Annotated in this window: 20 protein-coding genes; 6 read left to right on the top strand and 14 right to left on the bottom strand. The window is 72.6% G+C overall.

Annotated elements, in window-relative coordinates:
- The first annotated feature begins 130 nt into the window (after nt 1-130).
- Nucleotides 131-1,129, top strand: coding sequence for a bile acid:sodium symporter family protein (locus CCN51_RS17920; protein WP_086013731.1), 999 nt, complete (start codon nt 131-133; stop codon nt 1,127-1,129).
- 9 nt (nt 1,130-1,138) lie between these two features.
- Here CCN51_RS17920 and CCN51_RS17925 read toward each other — a convergent pair whose 3' ends face one another.
- Genes CCN51_RS17925 through CCN51_RS17950 form a run of 6 tightly spaced genes read right to left on the bottom strand, consistent with a single transcriptional unit; the run spans nt 1,139 to nt 7,543 of the window.
- Nucleotides 1,139-2,830, bottom strand: a complete 1,692-nt coding sequence (locus CCN51_RS17925; protein ID WP_014175077.1) for an adenine deaminase — start codon at nt 2,828-2,830, stop codon at nt 1,139-1,141.
- 50 nt (nt 2,831-2,880) lie between these two features.
- Complete coding sequence (locus CCN51_RS17930; protein WP_043486434.1) at nt 2,881-3,861, bottom strand: nucleoside hydrolase; 981 nt, start codon at nt 3,859-3,861, stop codon at nt 2,881-2,883.
- The gene (locus CCN51_RS17935) at nt 3,858-4,910 is read right to left on the bottom strand and encodes an ABC transporter substrate-binding protein (RefSeq protein WP_014175079.1); all 1,053 of its coding nucleotides are present in this window, start codon (nt 4,908-4,910) and stop codon (nt 3,858-3,860) included. The genes CCN51_RS17930 and CCN51_RS17935 overlap by 4 nt, the downstream gene beginning before the upstream one ends.
- Entirely contained in the window at nt 4,907-5,968 is a 1,062-nt protein-coding gene (locus CCN51_RS17940) for an ABC transporter ATP-binding protein (protein WP_106436341.1), read from the bottom strand. Before CCN51_RS17940 ends, CCN51_RS17935 begins: the two co-directional genes overlap by 4 nt.
- Before the next feature lie 10 nt (nt 5,969-5,978).
- Nucleotides 5,979-6,764 carry an ABC transporter permease gene (locus CCN51_RS17945; protein WP_014175081.1) on the bottom strand — a complete coding sequence of 262 codons (786 nt, stop codon included), beginning with the start codon at nt 6,762-6,764 and terminating at the stop codon, nt 5,979-5,981.
- Nucleotides 6,764-7,543, bottom strand: a complete 780-nt coding sequence (locus tag CCN51_RS17950) for an ABC transporter permease (RefSeq protein ID WP_238545331.1) — start codon at nt 7,541-7,543, stop codon at nt 6,764-6,766. Before CCN51_RS17950 ends, CCN51_RS17945 begins: the two co-directional genes overlap by 1 nt.
- A 211-nt stretch (nt 7,544-7,754) precedes the next feature.
- Between CCN51_RS17950 and CCN51_RS17955 the strand changes: the two genes are divergently transcribed.
- The gene (locus CCN51_RS17955) at nt 7,755-8,744 is read left to right on the top strand and encodes a LacI family DNA-binding transcriptional regulator (RefSeq protein WP_014175083.1); all 990 of its coding nucleotides are present in this window, start codon (nt 7,755-7,757) and stop codon (nt 8,742-8,744) included.
- On the opposite strand, the gene CCN51_RS17960 is transcribed toward CCN51_RS17955, so the two are convergent.
- From CCN51_RS17960 to argC, 5 genes are all read right to left on the bottom strand, one after another.
- Nucleotides 8,741-9,301 (bottom strand): arginine repressor, encoded by a 561-nt coding sequence (locus tag CCN51_RS17960; protein WP_014175084.1) that lies wholly within the window; start codon nt 9,299-9,301, stop codon nt 8,741-8,743. The two genes, CCN51_RS17955 and CCN51_RS17960, sit on opposite strands and share 4 nt — an antisense overlap.
- Nucleotides 9,302-9,324: 23 nt before the next feature.
- Entirely contained in the window at nt 9,325-10,512 is a 1,188-nt protein-coding gene (locus tag CCN51_RS17965) for an acetylornithine transaminase (RefSeq protein WP_014175085.1), read from the bottom strand.
- Nucleotides 10,509-11,441, bottom strand: a complete 933-nt coding sequence (argB, locus tag CCN51_RS17970; RefSeq protein ID WP_014175086.1) for an acetylglutamate kinase — start codon at nt 11,439-11,441, stop codon at nt 10,509-10,511. The genes CCN51_RS17965 and argB overlap by 4 nt, the downstream gene beginning before the upstream one ends.
- Nucleotides 11,438-12,592: a bifunctional glutamate N-acetyltransferase/amino-acid acetyltransferase ArgJ gene (argJ, locus tag CCN51_RS17975; protein WP_014175087.1), complete on the bottom strand. Its 1,155-nt coding sequence runs from the start codon at nt 12,590-12,592 to the stop codon at nt 11,438-11,440. The genes argB and argJ overlap by 4 nt, the downstream gene beginning before the upstream one ends.
- Nucleotides 12,593-12,674: 82 nt before the next feature.
- Nucleotides 12,675-13,703, bottom strand: a complete 1,029-nt coding sequence (gene argC, locus CCN51_RS17980) for an N-acetyl-gamma-glutamyl-phosphate reductase (protein WP_014175088.1) — start codon at nt 13,701-13,703, stop codon at nt 12,675-12,677.
- Between the two features lie 155 nt (nt 13,704-13,858).
- Here argC and CCN51_RS17985 point away from each other — a divergent pair, with 155 nt between their 5' ends.
- Both CCN51_RS17985 and CCN51_RS17990 read left to right on the top strand, forming a co-directional pair.
- Nucleotides 13,859-16,078, top strand: a complete 2,220-nt coding sequence (locus CCN51_RS17985) for an NADP-dependent isocitrate dehydrogenase (RefSeq protein WP_014175089.1) — start codon at nt 13,859-13,861, stop codon at nt 16,076-16,078.
- A gap of 269 nt (nt 16,079-16,347) precedes the next feature.
- The gene (locus CCN51_RS17990) at nt 16,348-17,574 is read left to right on the top strand and encodes a beta-ketoacyl-[acyl-carrier-protein] synthase family protein (protein ID WP_014175090.1); all 1,227 of its coding nucleotides are present in this window, start codon (nt 16,348-16,350) and stop codon (nt 17,572-17,574) included.
- A gap of 91 nt (nt 17,575-17,665) precedes the next feature.
- Here CCN51_RS17990 and CCN51_RS17995 read toward each other — a convergent pair whose 3' ends face one another.
- Nucleotides 17,666-18,712, bottom strand: coding sequence for a hypothetical protein (locus tag CCN51_RS17995; RefSeq protein ID WP_014175091.1), 1,047 nt, complete (start codon nt 18,710-18,712; stop codon nt 17,666-17,668).
- A 94-nt stretch (nt 18,713-18,806) separates the two neighbouring features.
- On the opposite strand from CCN51_RS17995, the gene CCN51_RS57455 reads away from it, so the two are divergent.
- Both CCN51_RS57455 and CCN51_RS57460 read left to right on the top strand, forming a co-directional pair.
- Complete coding sequence (locus CCN51_RS57455) at nt 18,807-18,974, top strand: hypothetical protein (protein ID WP_014175092.1); 168 nt, start codon at nt 18,807-18,809, stop codon at nt 18,972-18,974.
- A complete protein-coding gene (locus tag CCN51_RS57460; protein WP_055413891.1) occupies nt 18,971-19,207 on the top strand; it encodes a pyridoxal-phosphate dependent enzyme in 237 nt (78 codons plus the stop codon). Before CCN51_RS57455 ends, CCN51_RS57460 begins: the two co-directional genes overlap by 4 nt.
- A gap of 173 nt (nt 19,208-19,380) precedes the next feature.
- Here the strand turns inward: CCN51_RS57460 and CCN51_RS18005 are convergent, their stop codons facing one another.
- Nucleotides 19,381-19,965, bottom strand: coding sequence for an NADPH-dependent FMN reductase (locus CCN51_RS18005; protein WP_014175094.1), 585 nt, complete (start codon nt 19,963-19,965; stop codon nt 19,381-19,383).
- Nucleotides 19,962-21,981 (bottom strand): FUSC family protein (locus tag CCN51_RS18010; RefSeq protein ID WP_086859725.1); only part of this gene is annotated, 2,020 nt, incomplete at its 5' end. The genes CCN51_RS18010 and CCN51_RS18005, both read right to left, overlap by 4 nt.

The raw sequence follows: 21,981 nt of genomic DNA on the forward strand, positions 1-21,981 counted from the left end.
GGGACCGTCCGCGGCATCGCCTGAAGCACGGCCTGGGACACCATTTGCACGCGGTGGCCCAAAATGCGTGTAGCGACCACATAACGAGACGGTGTTGCGCGGCGCCCCGCCGAGGGCGTTCGATCACGCGGTGCGATCCGAAGATACGAGCCGCAGGGCGGACGCCACAGCGCCGCCGACACCGCCGCAGCCCGCCACCGCCGACCGGGCGGCCAGACGGGCCGTCACCGTCTTCCCCCTCCTGGTCCTCGCCGCGGGCGCGGCGGGCCTGGCCACACCCGGCACCTTCAGCGGATGGGCGCCGAACGTGCCCTACCTGCTGGGCACGATCATGTTCTGCATGGGTCTGACCATGACCACGCAGGACTTCTCCGGCGTGGTCAAGCGTCCGTGGGCGGTGGCGCTCGGCCTGGTGGCGCACTATGTGATCATGCCGGGCCTGGGGTGGCTCATCGCCCATGCCCTGGGCCTGTCACCGCAGTTGGCGGCCGGTGTGATCCTCGTCGGCTGCGCCCCGAGCGGTACGGCCTCGAATGTGGTGACGTACCTGGCGCGCGGCGACGTGGCGCTGTCCGTCTCGGTGGCGACCGTCTCCACGGTGCTCGCCCCGCTGGTCACCCCGCCGCTGACGCTGCTGCTGGCCGGGGAGTATCTGCCGGTGGACGCCGGGTCGATGGTCACCGACATCCTCAAGACGGTGCTGCTGCCGGTCGTCGGGGGTGTCGTCGTACGGCTGCTGGCGGGGCGTTATCTCGCGCGGGTGCTGGGCCTGCTCCCCTGGCTGTCGGCCGCCACCATCGCCGTGATCGTGGCCGTCGTGGTGGCGGCGAGCGCGGACGCCATCAAGTCGGCGGCCGGACTGGTGCTGCTGGCCGTCGTGCTGCACAACGGCCTCGGGCTCGCGCTCGGCTACGCGGCGGGCCGCGCCGCCCGCCTCGGCGAGCCCGCCGGGCGGGCCATGGCCTTCGAGGTCGGCATGCAGAACTCGGGCCTCGCGGCGTCCCTGGCGTCCGCGCACTTCAGCCCGCTGGCCGCGCTCCCGGCCGCCGTCTTCTCCGTCTGGCACAACATCTCGGGCGCGCTGGTCGCCGCCTGGATGTCCCACCGCTCGCGCCGCGCGGAGGGCTGACGGCCGGTGTCACGCGACGACCGGGTCCTCCCAGGCCCGGTCGACCACCCGCACCAGACCCAGGTCCGTCAGCTTGATCTGGGGCGACACCGGGAGGGTCATGGTGGACACGCTCATGAAGGCGTTGCGGTGGAGCCAGCCCCACCCGTGCAGCGCCTCCCGTACGGCGCCCGCGCCGGCCGCGACCTCGGGTGCGGGCGCGGTGGACATCACGCCGCCCACGGGCAGCGGCAGATGGACGTCCGGCCGCCCGGTCACCGCCACACAGATCCCGCCGCCCGAGCCGATGACGCGGTTGGCCGCCCGGCGCAGCGCGCCCGCGTCGGTGGCCACCACGGTCAGGTTGTGGCTGTCGTGCGCGTACGTGGTGGCGGTGGCGCCCTCGGCGAGATCGAAGCCCACGACGGGGGCCATCGTCCGGCGGCCGGTGCCGTGGTGGCGTTCGTACACCGCGAGCACGGCCGTCCTGCCCTCCCAGTGCACGACCCCGTCCCGTACGGGCAGCACGACCTCGGCCGGCTCGGTGAAGGTGTCGACGGGGTTGACCCGCAGCGCCCGGAAGGTGTGCTCCCCGTCGGGGAGGTCGGCGCGCCATACGCAGTCGGCCTCCTCCAGCGGGGCGAGGCGGACGGAGTCGGCGAAGGGGTTGTCGGGCGTCGGCCCGGCGGTGTCGTCCCCGGCCACGACGCGGCCCCCGCAGACCACTGTCACGGGCGTCGGGTCGTCGAGGGCGCGCAGCAGGACCAGGTCCGCCCGCTTGCCGGGGGCCACCACGCCCCGGTCGTCCAGGCCCAGGCGGCGGGCCGGGTGCAGGGTCAGGGCGCGCAGTACGGTGGCCGGGCTCATGCCGGCGTCGAGCGCGACGCGGGCGATGTGGTCGAGGTGTCCGCGGTCGAGGATGGCGTCGGCCGCCAGGTCGTCGGTGACCAGGCAGAAGTCGGGCAGCACGGGGAGCTCGTGGAGGCGGCGCACCAGCTCGGCGCTCAGGCACTTCTCCTGGAGCATCAGCAGCATGCCGAGCCGCGCCTTCTCGACCGCGACCTCGGGGGTGTTCTTGGTGTGGTCGGAGTCGATGCCGGCCCACAGGTACTCGCCGAGGTCGTCGCCGGTCAGATTGGGGCAGTGGCCGTCCAGTCGGACGCCCTTGCGCCGGGCCGCGTCGACGATCGAGCGCATCCGCGGCGAGCCCGCGACCACGGCGCGGTAGTCCATCACCTCGCCGAGGGTGGTCACCCCGTCCCAGTCGAGCATCTCGGCGATGTCCTCGGCAGTCAGCGAGGAGCCCGCGGTCTCGAAGCCCTCCAGCGCGGGCACGCAGGAGGGCACGGCCCACAGCATGGTCTGGGCGGCCCCGCGGCCCTGCTCGATCATCCACGCCATGGCATCGCGTCCGGCGACGTTGACGATCTCGTGCGGGTCGGCGAGGACCGTGGTGGTGCCCCGGGGCAGGGTGATCCGGGCGAACTCGGCGGGGGTGAGCAGCGAGCTCTCGATATGCATATGGGCGTCGATGTAGCCGGGCGCGACGATCAGCCCGTCGGCGTCCAGGACGCGCTCGGCCTCGATCCGTACACCCGGGGCGGCGACGGCGCGGATGAGGTCGCCGGTCACCACCACGTCGGCCGGCAGGATCTCGCCGGTGTGCACCGAGAAGACGCCGGCGCCACGGATGAGGAGGTCGCAGCGGCTTGGCATCGGCATGGGGTCTCCTGCTCGCTTCCTGCTCTGGGGGTTGGTGAGGGGTGCGGCCGTTACGGCGCGGGGGTGGTGTCCGCGCCGTAGTGGCCGCGCAGCCGGGACATCAGGAAGGCGCGGAACGCCTCCGCGTCCACGCCGGTCGCCACGCGCGCGTTGGGCGCGAGGCCGGTGCGCCCGTGCACATCGGCCACCAGGGCGCCGCGGGTGAACTCGCCCGCACACTCGACGGTCACCCACGCCTCCGTCCACTCCAGCAGCTCCGGGCGGACGGCGGCGGCCACGGCGAGCGCGTCGTGCACCGCGCAGGCGCGCACCTGGTGGCGGCGGGCGTAGCGGTCGATGAGGTGGCGCAGCATCTGCCCGGCCGCCGTGGTGACGGGCGCGCCGTCGGCGACGAGCGCGTCGGCGTCGGCGAGCGGGGTGAGGGCCTTGCGGGTGACGTCGAGGCCGACGATGTGCAGCGGGACACCGGACTCGGTGACGTAGCGAGCGGCCTCCGGGTCGGCGTGGAAGTTGAACTCGGCGGCGGGGGTGGTGTTGCCCGGGGCGAACGCCGCGCCGCCCATGACCACGATCTCCCGCAGCAGTCTGCGGGTGTCGGGGTGGGTGTGCAGCAGCGCGGCGACGTTGGTGAGCGGCGCGGTGGCGATGAGGGTGATCTCCCCGGGGCCCGCGCCGCGCAACTGCTCGGCAATCCAGTCCACGGCGTGGCCGGGGTGGGCGGCGCGGGCGGCCGCGGGGAGTTCGACTCCGCCGAGGCCGTACGCGCCGTGGACCGGCTCGTCGGGGTGGCGCGGCACCCGGGCCAGCGGCCCGGCGTGGCCGCGGAGCACGGGGGTGGCCGCGGCGGGTCCGCCGATCAGGTCGCACAGCCGCAGGGCGTTGTCGACCACCTGGTCGAGGCCGACGTTGCCCGCGACCGTGGTCACGCCCGCGACCTCGAGCTCCGGCGACGCGTACGCCAGGAAGAGGGCGATGGCGTCGTCGATGCCCGGGTCGCAGTCGATCACGACCCGTCTGGGGGCCTGGCTCATCCGGAGACCTCGCGCTGGAAGCGGTCCACCCACGCGTCGTTGTGCTCGACGGAGTACTTCAGGTCGGGCGAGGTGAACCCGGCGGCGGCCGGGTCGCTCGCGGCCTCGCCGGACACCTTGGTGATGGCGGCGGGGACCTTGGCGTCCTTGTTGACCGGCTTGTCGCTGAAGGAGGCGGCCGCCTTCTCCTGGACGTCGGCGGACAGCAGGTAGTCGAGGAACTTCTCGGCGCCCGCCTTGTTCTTGGCGCCCTTGACGATCTGGGCGGTGTTGGCGGCGACGTAGCGGCCCTTGTCGAACGGCACCCAGCCGATGGGCTTGCCGGCCTTGGCCGGGTCCACGGCGAACAGGTCGAGGCCGGGGGCCATCTCGACCTCGCCGCGGTCGAGGAGGCTGACCAGCTCGGTGGAGCGGTTGAAGAACTTCAGCACATTGGGCTTGAGGTCGGAGAGCTTCTTGAAGCCGGTGTCGGTGTCCTTGGGGCCCGAGCCGTACGTCGCGGAGACGGCCTGGAGGAACGGCACGCCGGCGCTGGTGGACAGGTCGGGGACGGCGACCTTGCCCTTGTACTTCGCGTCCCACAGGGTCTCCAGCGTGGGCGGCTGCTTGACCTTGTCGGTGCGGTAGAGCATGCCGAGCAGCTGGTAGGTGTACGCCGGGCCGTAGCCGTCCTGGCTCTTGGCGAAGTCGTAGATCTTCGCCATGTTGGGGACCTTCTTGGCGTCGACCTTGTCGAAGAGGCCCTGCTTCTGGCCCATGGCGGCGAAGAGGTCGGAGATCATCACGACGTCCACAGTGGGGTCGTTCTTGTTCACCCGCAGCTTGGTCAGCCGGTCCGCGTTGGCCCCGGTCTCCAGGGTGACATCGATCCCGGTCTTCTTCTCGAACGGCTTGATCACCGTCTCCTCGAAGCGGTCGGCCCCGAAGCCGAAGGTGCTCACCGTCAGCTTCTTCGGGTCGGCCTTGGCGCTCTCCGCGCAGCCGGAGAGGGTGAAGGCGATCAGGGACGCGGCCAGGGCGCCGGTGGTGAGTCTGGCGGTGCGGATCATGCGGGACACTCCTGACGAGGGTTTTTGCCGAGCCGAGCGGCGCCGTCGTCGCCAGGCAGAGGGATGGCCTGCCCCAGGGGCAGATGGAGCCGCACCGACGCGCCCGCGCGCAGCGTCTCGTCGGTGGTGATGGCGTGCAGGGTGCGGTCGCCGACGGCGGCGGTGACCGCGAAGTCGGTGCCGCGGAAGCGGACCGCGGTGACGGTCGCCTCGACCACCTCGCCGCCCGCGGGCGGCTCGGCGTCCGGGCCGAGGACGCCGATGTGCTCGGGCCGGATGGTGACCGGGCCGCGCCCGGGGAGGTCGAGGAAGTTCTCGTAGCCGAGGAACTCGGCGACGAACCGGGTGGCGGGCGCCCGGAACACCTCGCGCGGCGGGCCCTGCTGCACGATCCGCCCGCGGTCGAGGATCACCATGTTGTCGGCCAGTTCGAGCGCTTCTTCCTGGTCGTGGGTGACCAGGATGGCCGTCAGTCCGGTCTCGCGCTGGACCCGCAGCAGCTCCTGGCGCATCTGCACCCGCAGCCGCGCGTCCAGGTTGGACAGCGGCTCGTCGAGCAGCAGCACCGAGGGGCGGATGGCCACCGCGCGGGCCAGCGCGACCCGCTGCTGCTGGCCGCCGGACAGCTCCTTGGGCTTGCGCCCGGCCAGGTGGGCCAGGCCGACCAGGTCGAGGACCTCGGCCACGCGGGTGCGGATCTCGGCGGAGGGCACACCCCGCATCCGCAGCCCGAAGGCGACGTTCTTCTCCACGGTCAGATGCGGGAACAGCGCGTACGACTGGAACACCATGCCGATGTTGCGGCGCTCGGGCGGCAGGGTGGTGGCGTCCTGGCCGTCGAGCAGGATCGTGCCACTGGTGGGCGGCAGAAAACCGGCGATCATCCGCAGGGTGGTGGTCTTGCCGCAGCCGCTGGGGCCGAGCAGCGCGGTGAACTCCCCGCGGCGCACCGTCAGATCGATGGAGTCGACCGCCACCGAGCCGGCGAACTCCCGGGTGATGGCCTGGAGCTGGACCACTGGCGTCGTCGTCTTCGTCGTCGTCATCGTCGATGTCATGCGTGCATCCCTACTTGCCGAAGACCTTGTTGAAGCCGACGAGCCGCTCGGTCACCAGGGCGACGACCACCGTGGCCGCCAGCAGCAGGGTGGAGACCGCCGCCACGACCGGGTCGAAGGAGAACTCGACGTAATTGAGCATCTGGACCGGGAGGGTGGTCACTCCGGGGCCGTTGAGCAGCAGCGACAGCGGCACATTGTTGAAGGAGGTGAGGAAGGACAGCACGGCCGCGGAGACGATCCCGGGCGTCATCACCGGCAGTGTGATGTGGAAGAAGGTCCGCAGCGGGCCCGCGCCGAGCCCCCGCCCCGCCTCCTCCAGCGCAGGGTCGGCCATGGCGAGCGAGGCACCGGTCACCCGCACCGCGTACGGCAGCAGCAGCACGGTGTGGCCGATCAGCAGCGCCCCGAGGGCGGTGATCCGCAGGGTGACCATCAGCTGCTGGAACAGCGCGAAGCCCAGGACCAGCTCGGGGACGATCGCCGGGGACAGGAACAGCGCCTCGGCCGCCTTGCGGCCGCGGAACCGCCGCCGCTGGATCGCCAGCGCGGCGGGGATGCCGACGAGCAGCGCGAGCAGCGTGGCCCCGGCCGCCACCAGCGCGCTGGTGGTCAGCGCGTCCTGGAAGGGCTGGTACGCCAGCGCCTTGGTGAACCACTTGCCCGACAGGCCGGGCGGGGGGAACTCCACGGTGTCGCCGGAGGAGAAGGCGATGGCCACCACCAGCAGGATGGGCCCGAGGAGGAAGACCAGGGCCAGCGCGGCCACGGCGGTCAGCAGCGGACGTCCGCGCATCAGACGGCACCCACCTTCGACAGCCGGCCGGATATCAGGCCCGCGACGACCACCAGCGCGGTCATGATCAGGGCCACCGCGCTGGCCGCGCCCCAGTCGAGCTTCACATTGGCGTAGTCGTACAGGAGGGTGGCCAGCGTGCGGTTGCGGGTGCCGCCCAGCAGCAGCGGGGTGGTGAACGCGGTGACCGCGCCGGCGAACACCAGCATCGCGCCGACCAGCACACCGGGCAGCGCGATCGGCAGCACCACCCGGCGGAAGGCCCGGCCGGGGCTCGCCCCGAGCCCGCGGGCGGCCTCCTCCAGCTTGACGTCGATATGCGACAGCGAGCTGTACGAGGTCAGGATCATGATCGGGGTGAAGAGCTGGGTGAGCCCGGCGATCAGGGCGAACTCGGTGTAGAGCAGCTGGGTGCCGCCGTCGGCGAGGCCGAGGGCGGTCAGCAGGTCGCTGATCAGTCCGTTGCGCCCCAGGATGACCAGCCAGGAGAAGGTCCGTACGACGGTGCTGAGCAGCAGCGGGAACACCGCGAGGGCCAGCAGCAGCCCCTGGCGGCGCCGGGGCGCCCGGGCGATCAGATACGCCACCGGGAAGCCGAGCAGCAGACAGATGGCCGTGGTCAGGGCGGCGACCCGGACGGTGCGGGCCGCGACCTCCAGCACGTATCCGTCGCCGAGCATGCCGCCGAGCTTGCCGAGGACATCGGGGTCCTCGGCGGCGGGCGGCGCGAACAGGGTGACACCGAAGGGATAGAGGAAGCCGAAGGCGAGAAGTGCCACGCCCGGCAGGAGCAAGAGGCCAGAAGCCGCTCTGCGTGACACGAGCCGGACCCTCCTAGATGTTACTGATACGTCGTCTGCAACCGGTTGCGGCAACCGGTTGCAGGCAAGCTACGCTGGACCCGGCGAGCCCGTCAACGGCTGCCGGTAAAGAACGTGTAACCAACAACGGGCCGGAAACGGGCAACGGATCGACAGAAGGCAGGGGCGGATGGTTCGGCTGGCAGATGTCGCACGCGCCGCGGGGGTGTCCACGTCCACCGCGTCCCGCGCCCTCAGCAGGCCCGACATGGTGGCGGCGGAGACCCGGGAGCGGGTCGCCAAAGCGGCCGCCGAGATGGGATTCACCCTCAACGCCACCGCGCGGGCCCTGACCACCGGCCACACCGGGCTGGTCGGCGTCATCGTCCCCACCCTCGCCAACCCGTTCTTCCCGCCCATCGTCACCGGTGTCCAGGAGTCACTGACCGAGACGGGCGGAAACGTCCTCCTCGGGGTGTCCGATCGCTCCGAGGAACGCGAGCGGGAGCTGGCGGCGCAGCTGGGCTCGCGGGTCGACGGGCTCGTCCTCGTCGCCCCGGTCAGCGGCGACGCGACACTGCGCGAACTCGCCGAGCGGCTGCCGGTCGTGACGGTCGACCGCACCACCCCTGGTCTGCCCGGGGTGGTGGTGGACACCCCCGGCGGGGTACGGGAGCTGATGACGCATCTGCTCGGCCTCGGCCACCGGCACATCGCCTACCTCGGCGGCCCGCCCGGCTCGTGGATGGACCGGCAGCGCACCAGGGCCGCCCGCAAAGCTGTCGAGGACGGCGGCGGCGAGCTGACCGTGCTGGACCCCGTGCCGCCCCAGGTCGACGCCGGCCTCGCGGCGGCCGAGCACCTGGTGCGGCGGGCGGAGCGGGTCACCGCGGTCATGGCGTACAGCAGCTATGTGCTGCTCGGCCTGCTCATGGGGTTGCGCGGGGCGGGGCTGCGGGTGCCCGAGGACATCAGCCTGGCAGCGTCCGACGACCTCACGGTCATCGGCATGACCCAGCCGGGCAGCACCGCGCTGCACGTCCCGCTCCAAGAGGCGGGCGCCGCGGCGTGCCGGCTGGTGCGGGAGGCCCCGCACGCGGGCGAGCGCCCGCCGCGCGTCCGCGTCCCCACCCGCCTGGTCGTCCGCGGCTCCACGGCCCCGCCGCCGGAAGGGCGTTAACTCTCCTTCTGCGCCAGGCGGAGCAGATGGTCGGCGAGCGCCTGGCCGCCCGTCGATTCACGGCTGATCAGCAGCACCGTGTCGTCGCCCGCGATCGTGCCCAGGATCGCGTGGAGCTCCGCCGAGTCGATGGCCGAGGCCAGGAACTGGGCGGCGCCGGGCGGGGTGCGCAGCACCACGAGGTTGGCGGATGCCTCCGCCGAGATCAGCAGCTCACCCGCCAGCCGCGCCATCCGGGCCTCGCTCGCCGACTCGCCGAGCGGGGCCCGGGGCGTACGGTCACCGCCCTCGGCCGGCACCGCGTAGATCAGCTCGCCTCCGGTGTTGCGGATCTTCACCGCGCCCAGCTCGTCCAGGTCGCGGGAGAGCGTCGCCTGGGTGACGGACAGCCCGTCGTCGGCGAGGAGCTTCGCCAGCTGGCTCTGGGAGCGGACCGGCTGCCGGTTCAGGATGTCCACGATCCGGCGGTGCCGGGCGGTGCGGGTCTGCGGCACGGCCGGGCCGTTCCCATGGGAAGTGCCGTTGGCCTGCGCCTCGGTGTGCTGCGCCTCGGTCATCGTCTCGTCAGTCTCCGGATCCGTCAGTGCCCGTTTCTCCCCTGGACGGCGTCCAGGGCGCCGGGGAAGGCCCGGAGGAACGCATCCACCTCCTCGTCGCCGACGACGAGCGGCGGGGCGAGCCGGACCACATCCGGCGCGACCGCGTTGACCAGGAGTCCCGCGTCCTGAGCCGCCTGCTGCACCTGTGGCGCAAGGGACTCTGCCAGCACGATACCCAGCAGCAGACCGGAGCCGCGGACATGGCTGATCAACGGGTGGTCCAGCGACTCGATCCCGTCACGCAGCCGCTCCCCGGTCCGCTTGACCCCCTCGAGGATGTCATCGGCCGCGAGGGTGTCGAGCACGGCCAGCGCGGCGGCGCAGGCCACCGGGTTGCCGCCGAAGGTCGAACCGTGCTGACCTGGCGTCAGCAGCTCGGCGGCGGGCCCGAAGGCCACGGTCGCGCCGATGGGCAGACCGCCGCCAAGACCCTTGGCGAGGGTCACCACATCGGGCTCGACGCCCTGCGCCTGGCATTCGAGCCAGTGGCCGGTGCGGCCGATTCCCGTCTGGATCTCGTCGAGGACCAGCAGGGTGCCGGTGGCCCGGGTGATCTCGCGGGCCGCGGCCAGATATCCCGCCGGGGGGACGACCACGCCGTTCTCGCCCTGCATCGGCTCCACGATGAACAGCGCGGTGTCGGTGGTGACGGCGGCGCGCAGCGCGTCCACGTCCCCGTACGGGACATGGGTGACATCGCCGGGCAGCGGCAGGAACGGCTCCTGCTTGGCGGGCTGGCCGGTCAGCGCGAGGGCGCCCATGGTGCGGCCGTGGAAGCCGCCGGCGGTGGCCACCATATGCGTACGGCCGGTGCGCCGCCCGATCTTGAAGGCGGCCTCGACGGCCTCCGCGCCGGAGTTGGAGAAGTAGACCCGCCCGGGCCGGCCGAAGAGCTGCAGCAGCCGCTCGGCCAGGGCCACCGGGGGCTCGGCGATGAACAGGTTCGAGACATGGCCGAGGGTGGCGATCTGGTCGGACACGGCCCGTACGACGGCGGGGTGGGCGTGGCCGAGGGCGTTGACGGCGATGCCGCCGACGAAGTCCAGGTACTCCTTGCCGTCCGCGTCCCAGACCTTGGCGCCCTCGCCGTGGGTGAGCGGGACCCGCGGGGTGCCGTAGTTGTCCATCAGCGCGCCTTGCCAGCGCTGCGTCAGCTGCTCGTTGCTCACCGGTCCGCCCCCTCAGCCTTGTCGTTTTTGTTGTCCGGGTCGGGCAGGACCATCGTGCCGATGCCCTCGTCGGTGAAGATCTCCAGCAGGATGGAGTGCTGCACCCGCCCGTCGATGACGCGGGCGGTGGTGACGCCGTTGCGCACGGCGTGCAGACAGCCCTCCATCTTCGGGACCATGCCGCTGGCCAGCTCGGGCAGCAGCTTCTCCAGCTCGCTCGCGGTGAGCTTGCTGATCACCTCGTCGCTGTTGGGCCAGTCCGCGTACAGGCCCTCGACGTCGGTGAGGACCATCAGCGTCTCGGCGCCGAGCGCGGCGGCGAGCGCTGCCGCCGCCGTGTCGGCGTTGACGTTGTAGACGTGGCCGTCGTCGGCGCTGCGGGCGATGGAGGAGACGACCGGGATACGGCCGTCGTCCAGCAGGGCCTGGACCGCGCCGGTGTCGATCTCGGTGATCCGGCCGACCCGGCCGATGTCCACCTGCTCACCGTCGATCTCGGCGAAGTGCTTGGTGGCGGACATCAGATGGGCGTCCTCGCCGGTCATGCCGACGGCGAGCGGGCCGTGGCGGTTGAGCAGCCCGACCAGCTCGCGCTGGACCTGTCCGGCCAGCACCATCCGTACGACGTCCATGGCCTCGTCGGTGGTGACCCGAAGCCCCGCCTTGAACTCGCTGACCAGGCCGTGCCGGTCGAGCTGGGCGCTGATCTGCGGGCCGCCGCCGTGCACCACGACGGGGCGCAGCCCCGCGTGGCGCAGGAAGACGACGTCCTGGGCGAAGGCCGCCTTCAGCTCGTCGTCGACCATGGCATTGCCGCCGAATTTGATGACGACGGTCTTGCCGTGGTGGCGGGTCAGCCAGGGCAGCGCCTCGATGAGGATGCGGGCCTTGGGCAGGGCGGTGTGTTTACGGGCGGTCGGCTGGCTCATGACGAGTAGGCGCTGTTCTCGTGGACGTAGTCGGCGGTCAGGTCGTTGGCCCAGATGACGGCGGATTCGCCGCCCGCGGCCAGGTCGGCGGTGATCCGCACCTCGCGGTAGCGCATGTCGACCAGTTCCCGGTCCTCGCCGACGGAGCCGTTCTTGCACACCCAGACGTCGTTGATGGCGACGTTGAGCTGGTCGGGGTCGAAGGTGGCGGAGGTGGTGCCGATCGCGGAGAGCACCCGGCCCCAGTTGGGGTCCTCGCCGTGGATGGCGCACTTGAGGAGGTTGTTACGGGCGATCGAGCGGCCGACCTCGACGGCGTCGTCCTCGCTCGCGGCGCCCACCACCTCGATGCGGATGTCCTTGGAGGCGCCTTCGGCGTCGCCGATCAGCTGCCGCGCCAGATCGGCGCAGACCTCGCGGACGGCCTCGGCGAACTCCTCGGCGGGCGGTGTGACGCCGGAGGCGCCGGAGGCCAGCAGCAGCACGGTGTCGTTGGTGGACATGCAGCCGTCGGAGTCGACCCGGTCGAAGGTGGTGCGGGTGGCGGCGCGCAGCGCGGTGTCCAGGTCCTGGGCCTCGACGTCGGCGTCGGTGGTGAGCACGACGAGAATGGTGGCCAGGCCCGGGGCGAGCATGCCCGCGCCCTTGGCCATACCGCCGACGACCCAGCCGCCGGGCCCTTGCGCCACGGCGGTCTTGTGCACGGTGTCGGTGGTCTTGATGGCGATGGCGGCCTTGTCGCCGCCGTGGGCGGTCAGCTCGGCCGCCGCCTTCTCCACACCGGGGAGCAGCTTGTCCATGGGCAGCCGGATGCCGATGAGCCCGGTGGAGGCGACGGCGATCTCGCCGGCGCTGTGCCCCAGGACCTCCGCGACCTTCTCGGCGGTGGCGTGGGTGTCCTGGAAGCCGAGCGGGCCGGTGCAGGCGTTGGCGCCACCGGAGTTGAGGACGACCGCGCTGACCGTGCCGCCCTTGAGTACCTGCTCGGACCACAGGACCGGGGCGGCCTTGACGCGGTTGGAGGTGAAGACACCGGCGGCGGCCGGCCGCGGCCCGTTGTTGACGACGAGGGCCAGGTCGGGGTTGCCGTTCTCCTTGATGCCCGCCGCGACGCCGGAGGCGGTGAACCCCTTGGCTGCCGTAACGCTCACTGTGACTCCTTGTTCGCCCCGCCATGTTGGGGGTCGGTTTTATGGTGTGCGGCGCCGGCCGCCCGACGCGCTCCGGTCGGGCTTATGGCGCGATTCCGGTGGTGGGGAGCCCCAGCTCCTCCGGCAGGCCGAGCGCGACGTTCATGCTCTGGACCGCGCCGCCGGCGGTGCCCTTGGTGAGGTTGTCGATGGCGCTGATGGCGATGACCCGGCCGGCCGCCGAGTCATGGGCGACCTGGATCAGCGCGGCGTTCGATCCGTATACGGCGGCGGTGGACGGCCACTGCCCCTCGGGGAGGAGGTGGACGAACGGCTCGTCCTGGAGCGCCTTCTCGTACGCGGCGCGGACGGACTCGGCCGTCACCCCGGGCCGGGCCTTGGCGCTGCAGGTGGCGAGGATGCCGCGGGACATGGGGGCGAGGGTGGGGGTGAAGGAGACCGAGACCGGCTCGCCCGCCGCCGCCGAGAGGTTCTGGATCATCTCGGGGGTGTGCCGGTGGCCGCCGCCGACGCCGTACGGGCTCATGGCGCCCATGACCTCGCTGCCCAGCAGATGCGGTTTGGGCGCCTTGCCGGCGCCGGAGGTGCCGGAGGCGGCGACGATCACGGCTTCGGGCTCGACCAGCCCCGCCGCGTACGCAGGGAAGAGGGCGAGCGAGACGGCGGTCGGGTAGCAGCCTGGGACCGCGACGCGCTTGGACCCCTCCAGCGCGTCGCGGGCCCCGGGCAGTTCGGGGAGGCCGTAGGGCCAGGTGCCCGCGTGCGGCGAGCCGTAGAACCGCTCCCAGTCCCCCGCGTCCTCGAGCCGGAAGTCGGCTCCGCAGTCGATGATCAGGACCTCGTCGCCGAGCTGCTGCGCGACGGCGGCGGACTGGCCGTGCGGCAGCGCGAGGAACACCACGTCGTGCCCGGTCAGTGCGTCGGCTTCGGTGGGCGCGAGGATCCGGTCGGCCAGCGGGAGGAGATGCGGCTGCAGGGTTCCGAGGCGCTGGCCGGCGTTGGAGTTTCCGGTCAGGGTGCCTATCTCGACCTGGGGGTGGGCGAGCAGCAGGCGCAGCACCTCGCCGCCCGCGTATCCACTCGCTCCGGCCACCGCCGCACGTACCGCCATCGATACCTCCCTCTTGATGGCATGACTATACGGCCGACCGAAGCTTTATGCAATGACGCATTCGTGGGCCCATTCGAAGGGCCCACGAGTGGAGGGAGCCGATGACGAGATATCTTGATGTCGAGCAATGTTGCAGACGTGGAGCGGAGCACCCGGTGACTGACTCGACCATCATCTATACGCACACCGACGAGGCCCCGGCCCTGGCGACGTATTCGTTCCTGCCGGTGGTCCAGGCCTACGCGTCGACGGCCGGTGTCACTGTGGAAACCCGTGACATCTCGCTGGCCGGGCGCCTCATCGCCGTCTTCCCCGAGTACCTGGAGGAGGGCCTGCGGATCCCCGACGCCCTCGCCGAGCTCGGCGAGCTGGCCAAGACGCCTGAGGCCAACATCATCAAGCTGCCGAACATCTCGGCCTCGATCCCGCAGCTGAAGGCCGCGGTCGCCGAGCTCCAGCAGCAGGGGTACGCGCTGCCGGACTACCCGGACGACCCCAAGACCGACGAGGAGCGCGAGATCCGCGCCCGCTACGACAAGGTCAAGGGCTCCGCCGTCAACCCGGTGCTGCGCGAGGGCAACTCCGACCGCCGCGCCCCCGCGTCGGTCAAGAACTACGCCAAGACGCACCCGCACCGCATGGGCGCCTGGTCCGCCGACTCGAAGACCAACGTCGCCACCATGGGCGTCGACGACTTCCGCTCCACCGAGAAGTCCGCGGTGATCTCCGAGGCCGGTTCGCTGCGCATCGAACTGGCGGGCGACGACGGCTCGACCACCGTGCTGCGCGAGTCGGTACCCGTGCTGGCGGGCGAGGTCGTGGACGCGTCCGTGATGCGGGTGGCGGCGCTGCGTGAGTTCCTCACCGCGCAGGTGGCCCGCGCCAAGGCCGAGGACGTGCTGTTCTCGCTGCACCTGAAGGCCACGATGATGAAGGTCTCCGACCCGATCGTCTTCGGCCACGGGGTGCGGGCCTTCTTCCCGAAGACCTTCGCCGCGTACGGTGAGGTGTTCGCCGCGGCCGGGCTGACCCCCAACGACGGGCTCGGCGGCATCCTCAAGGGCGTGGAGTCGCTGCCCGAGGGCGCCAAGATCAAGGAGTCCTTCGAGGCCGAGCTGGCCGAGGGCCCCCGCCTGGCGATGGTCGACTCCGACCGCGGCATCACCAATCTGCACGTCCCCTCCGACGTCATCGTCGACGCCTCCATGCCGGCCATGATCCGCACCTCCGGCCATATGTGGGGCCCCGACGGCCAGGAGGCCGACACCCTCGCCGTCCTCCCCGACAGCAGCTACGCCGGTGTCTACCAGGCCGTCCTCGACGACTGCCGGGCCAACGGCGCCCTGGACCCCGCCACCATCGGCTCGGTCCCCAACGTCGGTCTGATGGCGCAGAAGGCCGAGGAGTACGGCAGCCACGACAAGACCTTCGAGATCCCCGCGACGGGCACCGTCCGCGTCCTCGACGAGGCCGGCAACGTGGTCCTGGAGCAGGTCGTCGGCGCCGGTGACATCTTCCGGATGTGCCAGACCAAGGACCTGCCGATCCGCGACTGGGTCAAGCTCGCCGTCACCCGCGCCCGCGCCACCGGCGACCCGGCGGTCTTCTGGCTCGACGAGAACCGCGCCCACGACGCCCAGCTGATCGAGAAGGTCAAGGCGTACCTGCCCGAGCACGACACCGAGGGCCTGCGGATCGAGATCATGGCCCCGGTCGAGGCGACCAAGTTCTCGCTGGAGCGCATCCGCCGCGGCGAGAACACCATCTCGGTCACCGGCAATGTGCTGCGCGACTACCTGACCGACCTGTTCCCCATCCTGGAGCTGGGCACCAGCGCCAAGATGCTGTCGGTCGTCCCGCTGATGGCGGGCGGCGGCCTGTTCGAGACCGGCGCCGGCGGCTCGGCGCCCAAGCACGTCCAGCAGCTGGTCAAGGAGAACTACCTGCGCTGGGACTCGCTGGGCGAGTTCTTCGCGCTGGTGCCGTCCCTCGAGCAGTACGCGAAGACCACCGGCAACGCGCGCGCCACGGTGCTCGCCGACACCCTCGACCGGGCCACCGCCACCTTCCTCAACGAGGACAAGTCGCCCAGCCGCCGGGTCGGTGGCATCGACAACCGCGGCAGCCACTTCTACCTGGCCCTGTACTGGGCGCAGGAGCTGGCCAAGCAGACCGACGACGCGGACCTGGCCAAGGCCTTCGCCCCGCTCGCCGAGACGCTGGCCGCCCAGGAGCAGACGATCGTCGACGAGCTGATCGCCGTCCAGGGCGAGCCGGCCGACATCGGCGGCTACTACCAGCCCGACCCGGCCAAGGCCGCCGCCGTGATGCGTCCGTCGGCAACCTTCAACGAGGCCCTCGCCACCCTCGGCTGATCCGGCGGCCCGCCGCCGCTGCCCCTCTACCGCCCCTCTACCGCCCCGGTTGGACACCCGTCCGACCGGGGCGGCCCCTTTCTCACGCTCCGCGGTTCCCCGGTCACTGCATCGGCATACAATAGCCGTTCCCTACAAAATCCCGGTGCCGGACTGCTGGGATCACAACATCTGTTCGGGCGGAATCACCCTGACAGAGTGGCCGACAAGTCGATCTCCTCCCGCACTTTATGCGGGAGTTGTGTGTCCACTACACGGGGGTAGTTTCGATGCGCGCTGACACCGACCAGGTGGTGGTCACCGGTCTCGGGGCCACCACACCGCTCGGCGGGGATGTGGCCTCGACATGGTCCGGAATGCTGACGGGGAAATCCGGGATCAGCAGGATCGAGGAGGACTGGGCTCTCGATGCGCCCGTACGGATCGCCGGCCGGCTGGCGGTCGACCCGTCCGAGGTCCTGGACCGGGTGCAGGCCCGGCGGATGGACCGCTGCCAGCAGATCGCGCTGATCGCCGCCCGCGAGGCATGGGCCGACGCGGGCGCCCCCGAGGTGGAGCCGGAGCGGCTGGCCGTGGCCATCGGCACGGGCACCGGGGGCACGCTGACCATGCTCCGCCAGAACGACATCATGGAGTCCTCCGGGATGCGGCGGATGTCCCCGCACTCCGTCCCCATGCTGATGGCCAACGGCCCCGCCGCCTTGGTCAGCATCGAACTCGGCGCGCGCGGCGGCGCCCACGCCCCGGTCAGCGCCTGCGCCTCGGGAGCCGAGGCGATCGCGCTGGGCTTGGACCTGATCCGCCTCGGCCGGGCCGACGTGGTCGTCGCGGGCGGCACCGAAGCCTGCGTCAACCCCCTGGTGCTGGCCGGATTCGCCCAGGCCAGGGCGCACTCTACGCGCAATGACGAGCCCGAGCAGGCGTCCCGGCCGTTCGACGTCGACCGCGACGGCTTCGTCATCGGCGAGGGGGCGGCCGTGGTCGTCCTGGAGCGCGCCGAGTTCGCCGCCGCCCGAGCGGCCCGCGCCCATGCGGCGCTCGCCGGGGCCGGGGTCACCTCGGACGCCCACCACATCACCGCCGCGCACCCCGAGGGTCAAGTCCGCGCCATGCGTATGGCCTTGGCCGCCGCGGGGCTGACCCCGCTCGCGATCGAGCACATCCACGCCCATGCGACCTCCACGCCCATGGGCGATCTCGCCGAGGCCGAGTCGATCGCCGAGGCCATCGGCGTCCATCCGTCCGTGACCGCGACCAAGTCCATGACCGGCCATCTCTTCGGTGCGGCGGGGGCGGTCGGCGCGCTCGCCGCGATCCTCGCGGTGCGCGACGGGGTGATCCCCGCGACCCAGAACGTCGACGCCCTCGACCCGCAGGTCAAGCTTGACGTCGTCACGGGGCAGCCCCGGCGCGGCGCGGCACCGGCCGCGGCGCTGACCAACTCCTTCGGATTCGGCGGCCACAACACCTCGCTCGTGTTCACCACCGCGCCCTGAACCACCGCACCCTGAACCATCGCGCCCTGAACCGCCACGTCCTGAACCACCGCGCCCCGGGGCCGTGTCCGCCGCCCCGGGGCGGGTCCGCTTACGGGTTCTCGCGCAGCGTCAGCCCGTAGAAGTCCACCTGGTAGTCGTCCACGGTCTGGGCGTGGTCCGAAAGGCTCAGGTCCTTCGGCGACGACACTCCCAGGCCGCGGAGGGTGTCGACGAGCAACCGGGCCAGCCGCGGGCCGTCGGTGTGGTCCGGGCCGAAGACGCCGGAGTGGTGCGTCCAGTCGATCCAGTGGGAGAGCCGCGCGGGCGCCGTGGCCTCCGGGATCCAGCCGAGAGAGGCCGGGTCGGTGCCGGAGCCCGCGCCGTCCAGCTCCTCCGTGCTGTAGACGATCTCCAGCTGGTCGCCGCAGACGATATGGAAGACGACCGGCCCGTAGGTGCCCGGCACCAGCGCGTGGATGCCGAGGTCAAGACCGATGCCCAGGGCGCTGGTCTCGGCCGGGAGCGAGCCCAGGAAGTCGCTCAGCGCGGAGGTGTAGACGTCCCAGTCGTCCGTCTGCCAGTAACCGGGGAAACCCAGGCCCCCGTTGGCCGAGACCCGGCGGGAGCCGAAGAAGCCGCCGATCGCATGAGCCTCGCCGTGGCCCTGCCGCCAGAACCAGTTCTCCGCCGGGTCGGTCGGCTGGAGCAGCAGCTCCGGCCCCCGCTCCCCCGCGCGCAGCTCCAGGGTGTCCGGCTTTCCGCGCCACCGCAGAAAGGGGCTCCCCCACACCGGCGTGGACTCGTAGAACGGCCCGAGATCCCCGTACGCCCCCATGATGGACGCGCGCCCGAACGCCTCCGTCAGCGTCTCCGCCGCCCTGCGGAAGCTCTCCGCCTTGGCGGTGGCCCCGCCCGCCACCAGCTCTACCGGCACATGGAGCCCGACGAACTCCTCGCCGTCATGCACGAACTCCGACTCGTGCCGTCCCGTCGGCCGCAGCCACGCCTCGCCCGCGTCCCCCGCGGCCTCGCGCCACTCCCACCCGAGCGACGAGACCAGCGCCCGCAGCGCGGGCTGCCGCCACCCTCCGGTGTCGGCGTCCCTGAGGCGCCGCGCCACCTCGGCCAGCCGCTCGCCCTCCAGCGTCACCGTCACGTCCGAACCCCCTGTTACTCAGTGCACTTGACGCCCTCGACGATGCCATACGGCACCAGCAACGCACCCGGGCCCCTGGGCAGGGTCGGTGCCCATGACCTCGGAGCACCCCAACGCCTGGGCGGCGGACGCGATCCGACGCCTCCGCGCGGAAGGCCGCGCCCACGGCCCGACGCCCCTCCGTCCGCTCCCGCTGCCCGCGCTGCGGGACATCGAGGTCTATCTCAAGGACGAGTCGGCGCACCCCACACCGGCAGCGTGAAACACCGCCTGGTACAAGCCATGTTCTGCCGGGCGATCGCGAGCGGCCGGATCACGGCGGACACCACGGTGGTCGCCGCCACCGGCGGCGCGGTCGCCGTCGCGGGAGCCCACTTCGCGCGGCTGCTCGACCTTTCGTTCCGCGCCGTCGTACCCGCGAAGACCCCGGCGGACACCCTGGTCCGCATCAAGCGGGAGGGCGGCCACTTCCTGGACCACTTCACCGACTGGTGATCCCGGTCCCGGACGGCGCGTCCATCGCGGCCCTGCGGTGGCTCCACGACACGGCCGGCGTCCCGGCCGGCCCGGCGTCCCGGCCGGCCCGGCGGCCGGGACCGGTCTGTGGGGCGCGCGCGGAGGCTCGACCCCGGGCCTTACGCGGACGCCGTGGCCCGGTCCGCCACCCCTTACTCCGCAGCCTCCCCCGTGGTCAAAGCGCCCCAGCCGGCCACCACATGGCCGACGAGCGCATAGGCGACCTCGGCGATGGCCTCGCGCACCTCGGGGTCCGTGACAGTACCGGTCGCGGCGTCGACGGCGGTCCGGGGCACCGGCACCCGCGTACACGCCTCCTCGACCAGGCGCGCTCCCGTGTACCCGAGGACCGCGCGCAGGGCGCGGTGGGCGCCCTCGGCCCCGGTGGGGGACGAGGAGGCGTTGATCCAGCCCACCGGCTTGTCGACGATCTCCGTCCCGCCGACCGTCCAGTCCAGCAGGTTCTTGAACGAGCCCGGCAGACCCCCCGCGTATTCGGGCGTGCAGAACAACACCGCGTCGGCCTCGGCGACCACCTGGCGCAGCCGGGCCACCTCCGCGGGCAGCGGCTCGACGTCGTCGTCCGGGTTGAAGTGCGGCAGCGCCGCCATGCCGCGGTACTCCAGCGGGCGGGCCCGGTCGCCGAGAAGCCCGGGCAGGGTGCGCACCACCGCCGTGTTGGTGGAGCCTTCGCGCAGGCTTCCGCTGATGAGTACGAGGTTCGCCGTCCGGTTCATGGCCAGATGCTACGCGGCCGGGTCCGGCGGGTGAGCCGGGGCCGGAGCGAGGTCGGCACGGCCCAGCGGGACCTGGCGGGGCCCAGCCGGAACCCGGCGAGGTGCCGGGCGCGGTGCAGGCCGGCGGTGACGTCGGCGAGTGTGGCGCAGGGGGCACCGCCCAGCGGTGGCCGGGGGAAGGTGAGCGACGCCCCGGCAGGCAGCGGCAGGTCGGCGGGCGGGCGGCGGGCGGCGACCGCGTCGGCCAGGTCCGACAGGACGGCCCGCAGCCGGTCCGCCAGGTTCGCGTCCGGGGGCGGCGCACCGTGGTCCAGCCGGACCCCGCACGCCGTCGTCGCGTCCACGATCTCCTCGAGCGCCGCGACCACCGGGGCCCACGCCGCCAGGTCGCGCCCGAACGGCGGATGTTCGGCCCCGGCCACCTCCACCGCGCGGCGGGCATCGGCCAGGGCGCGGTACGCCTCGCGGCGCAGCCGCAGCCGTACCTCGTAGGGCGCGTCGGCCGCCAGCACCCGGTCCAAGTGGTCGCGGGTGGCGTGGACCGCGAGCGAGAGCCGTACGGACACCTGGGCGCGCGGGCCGCCGAGACCCGGCAGCACCCCGGCCGCCAGCACCACCGCGCAGGCCAGCAGCGTGTCCGCGAGCCGTGCGTACTCCGCGCCACGGTCGCCGCCGAGGTACACCAGGGACAGCAGGAGGGGGGTGAGCACCGCCGTCTGCAGCGCGAAGTGGCGTACGGACACCGGGATCAGCGCCGAGCACACCGCGGCGACGGCCACCGGCCACACCTCGTCGTCCGCCCCCGCGAGCGGGCCGAGCAGCGCGGCGAGCCCGGCGAACACGGCCACGCCGACGGCGGTGCCGAACGCCCGGGAGACGGCCCGTGACACCAGGGGGCCCATGTCGGGCTTGACCAGGAAGGCGGCGGTGGCGGGGAGCCAGTACCAGTGCTCGCCAGGCAGCGACTTGGCCAGCGCGGTGGCGGCCCCCACGCACAGCGCCACCCGGGCCGCGTACTCCCGGCCCGCCGGGCCGAGCACCCGGCGCAGCCGTTGCCGGGGGCCGGGCCCGACCGCGCCGACCGCCGGGGCGGGTTCGCCGTCGAAGACGCGGGCGGCGAGCAGCACCGCACGGTGTGCGGCCAGGCCGCCGGCGGTGTGCGGCGCAGGCGCGGGGAGCGGGCCGGGCGGGCGGCCGGTGCGCACCGAGCAGGCCAGCAGCGCGGGGGTCCGCGCCACTCGGGCGGGCAGTGGCTCGCCCTCCCACATCAGTGTCACCGCCGTTTCGCTCAGCGCTCCGGCCACCGCCAGCAGGTCGCGCAGCCGCCGCAGACCGGCGTCGGGGCGGAGGAGCGGGATCCGGTGTCCGTAGAGCGATTCGTAGGCGGCGTCGTACGCGGCGGTCAGCCGGCGCCGGGCCGCCTGGCCTCGCTCGGTGCCGACCGCCGCCATCAGGTCGGCGAGCGCGTCGTAGACGGCGGCCACCGCGCGCCGCTCGTCGGGCAGCCCTGCCCGGCGGCGAACCGAGCCATGAAAAATAGGCAGCAGCCACGACATGACCAGCACCCACGCGGCGCCGGCAAGCAGTAGCCCGGCCCGGACCGGCGGGGGCTCAGGGGCGGGCATGCCCGCCCCGACCACGCACACCACCATCAACTGGACCCCGGCCGAGGAGCAGACCGGCCCGATCGCGCTGATCGCGCCGGACACCAGGCCGACCGCCGCCAGGGCGAGCGCGAGCCAGGCGCCGAGTCCGAGGGTGCCCAGCCACGCCCCGGTGGCCATGCCCACGGCCCCGGCCAGGGCGGGGAGGCCGATGCGCACCAGGCGGGTGGCGCGGGTGGCGGGCCGGTCGTTGATGTGCGCGAACATCGCACCGAGGCCCGCGGTCACCCCGGCGGAGGTCTGCCCCGCGGCCACCAGGGCCGCCAGCACCGGCCCCACACCGAACGCGCCGCGCGCCACCGCCGCCCAGGGCACGGGGCCGCGCAGCCCCCGCGCACCGTGCAGGGGGTGG

Source organism: Streptomyces milbemycinicus (assembly GCF_002154605.1).
Classification (GTDB): Bacteria; Actinomycetota; Actinomycetes; order Streptomycetales; family Streptomycetaceae; genus Streptomyces; species Streptomyces milbemycinicus.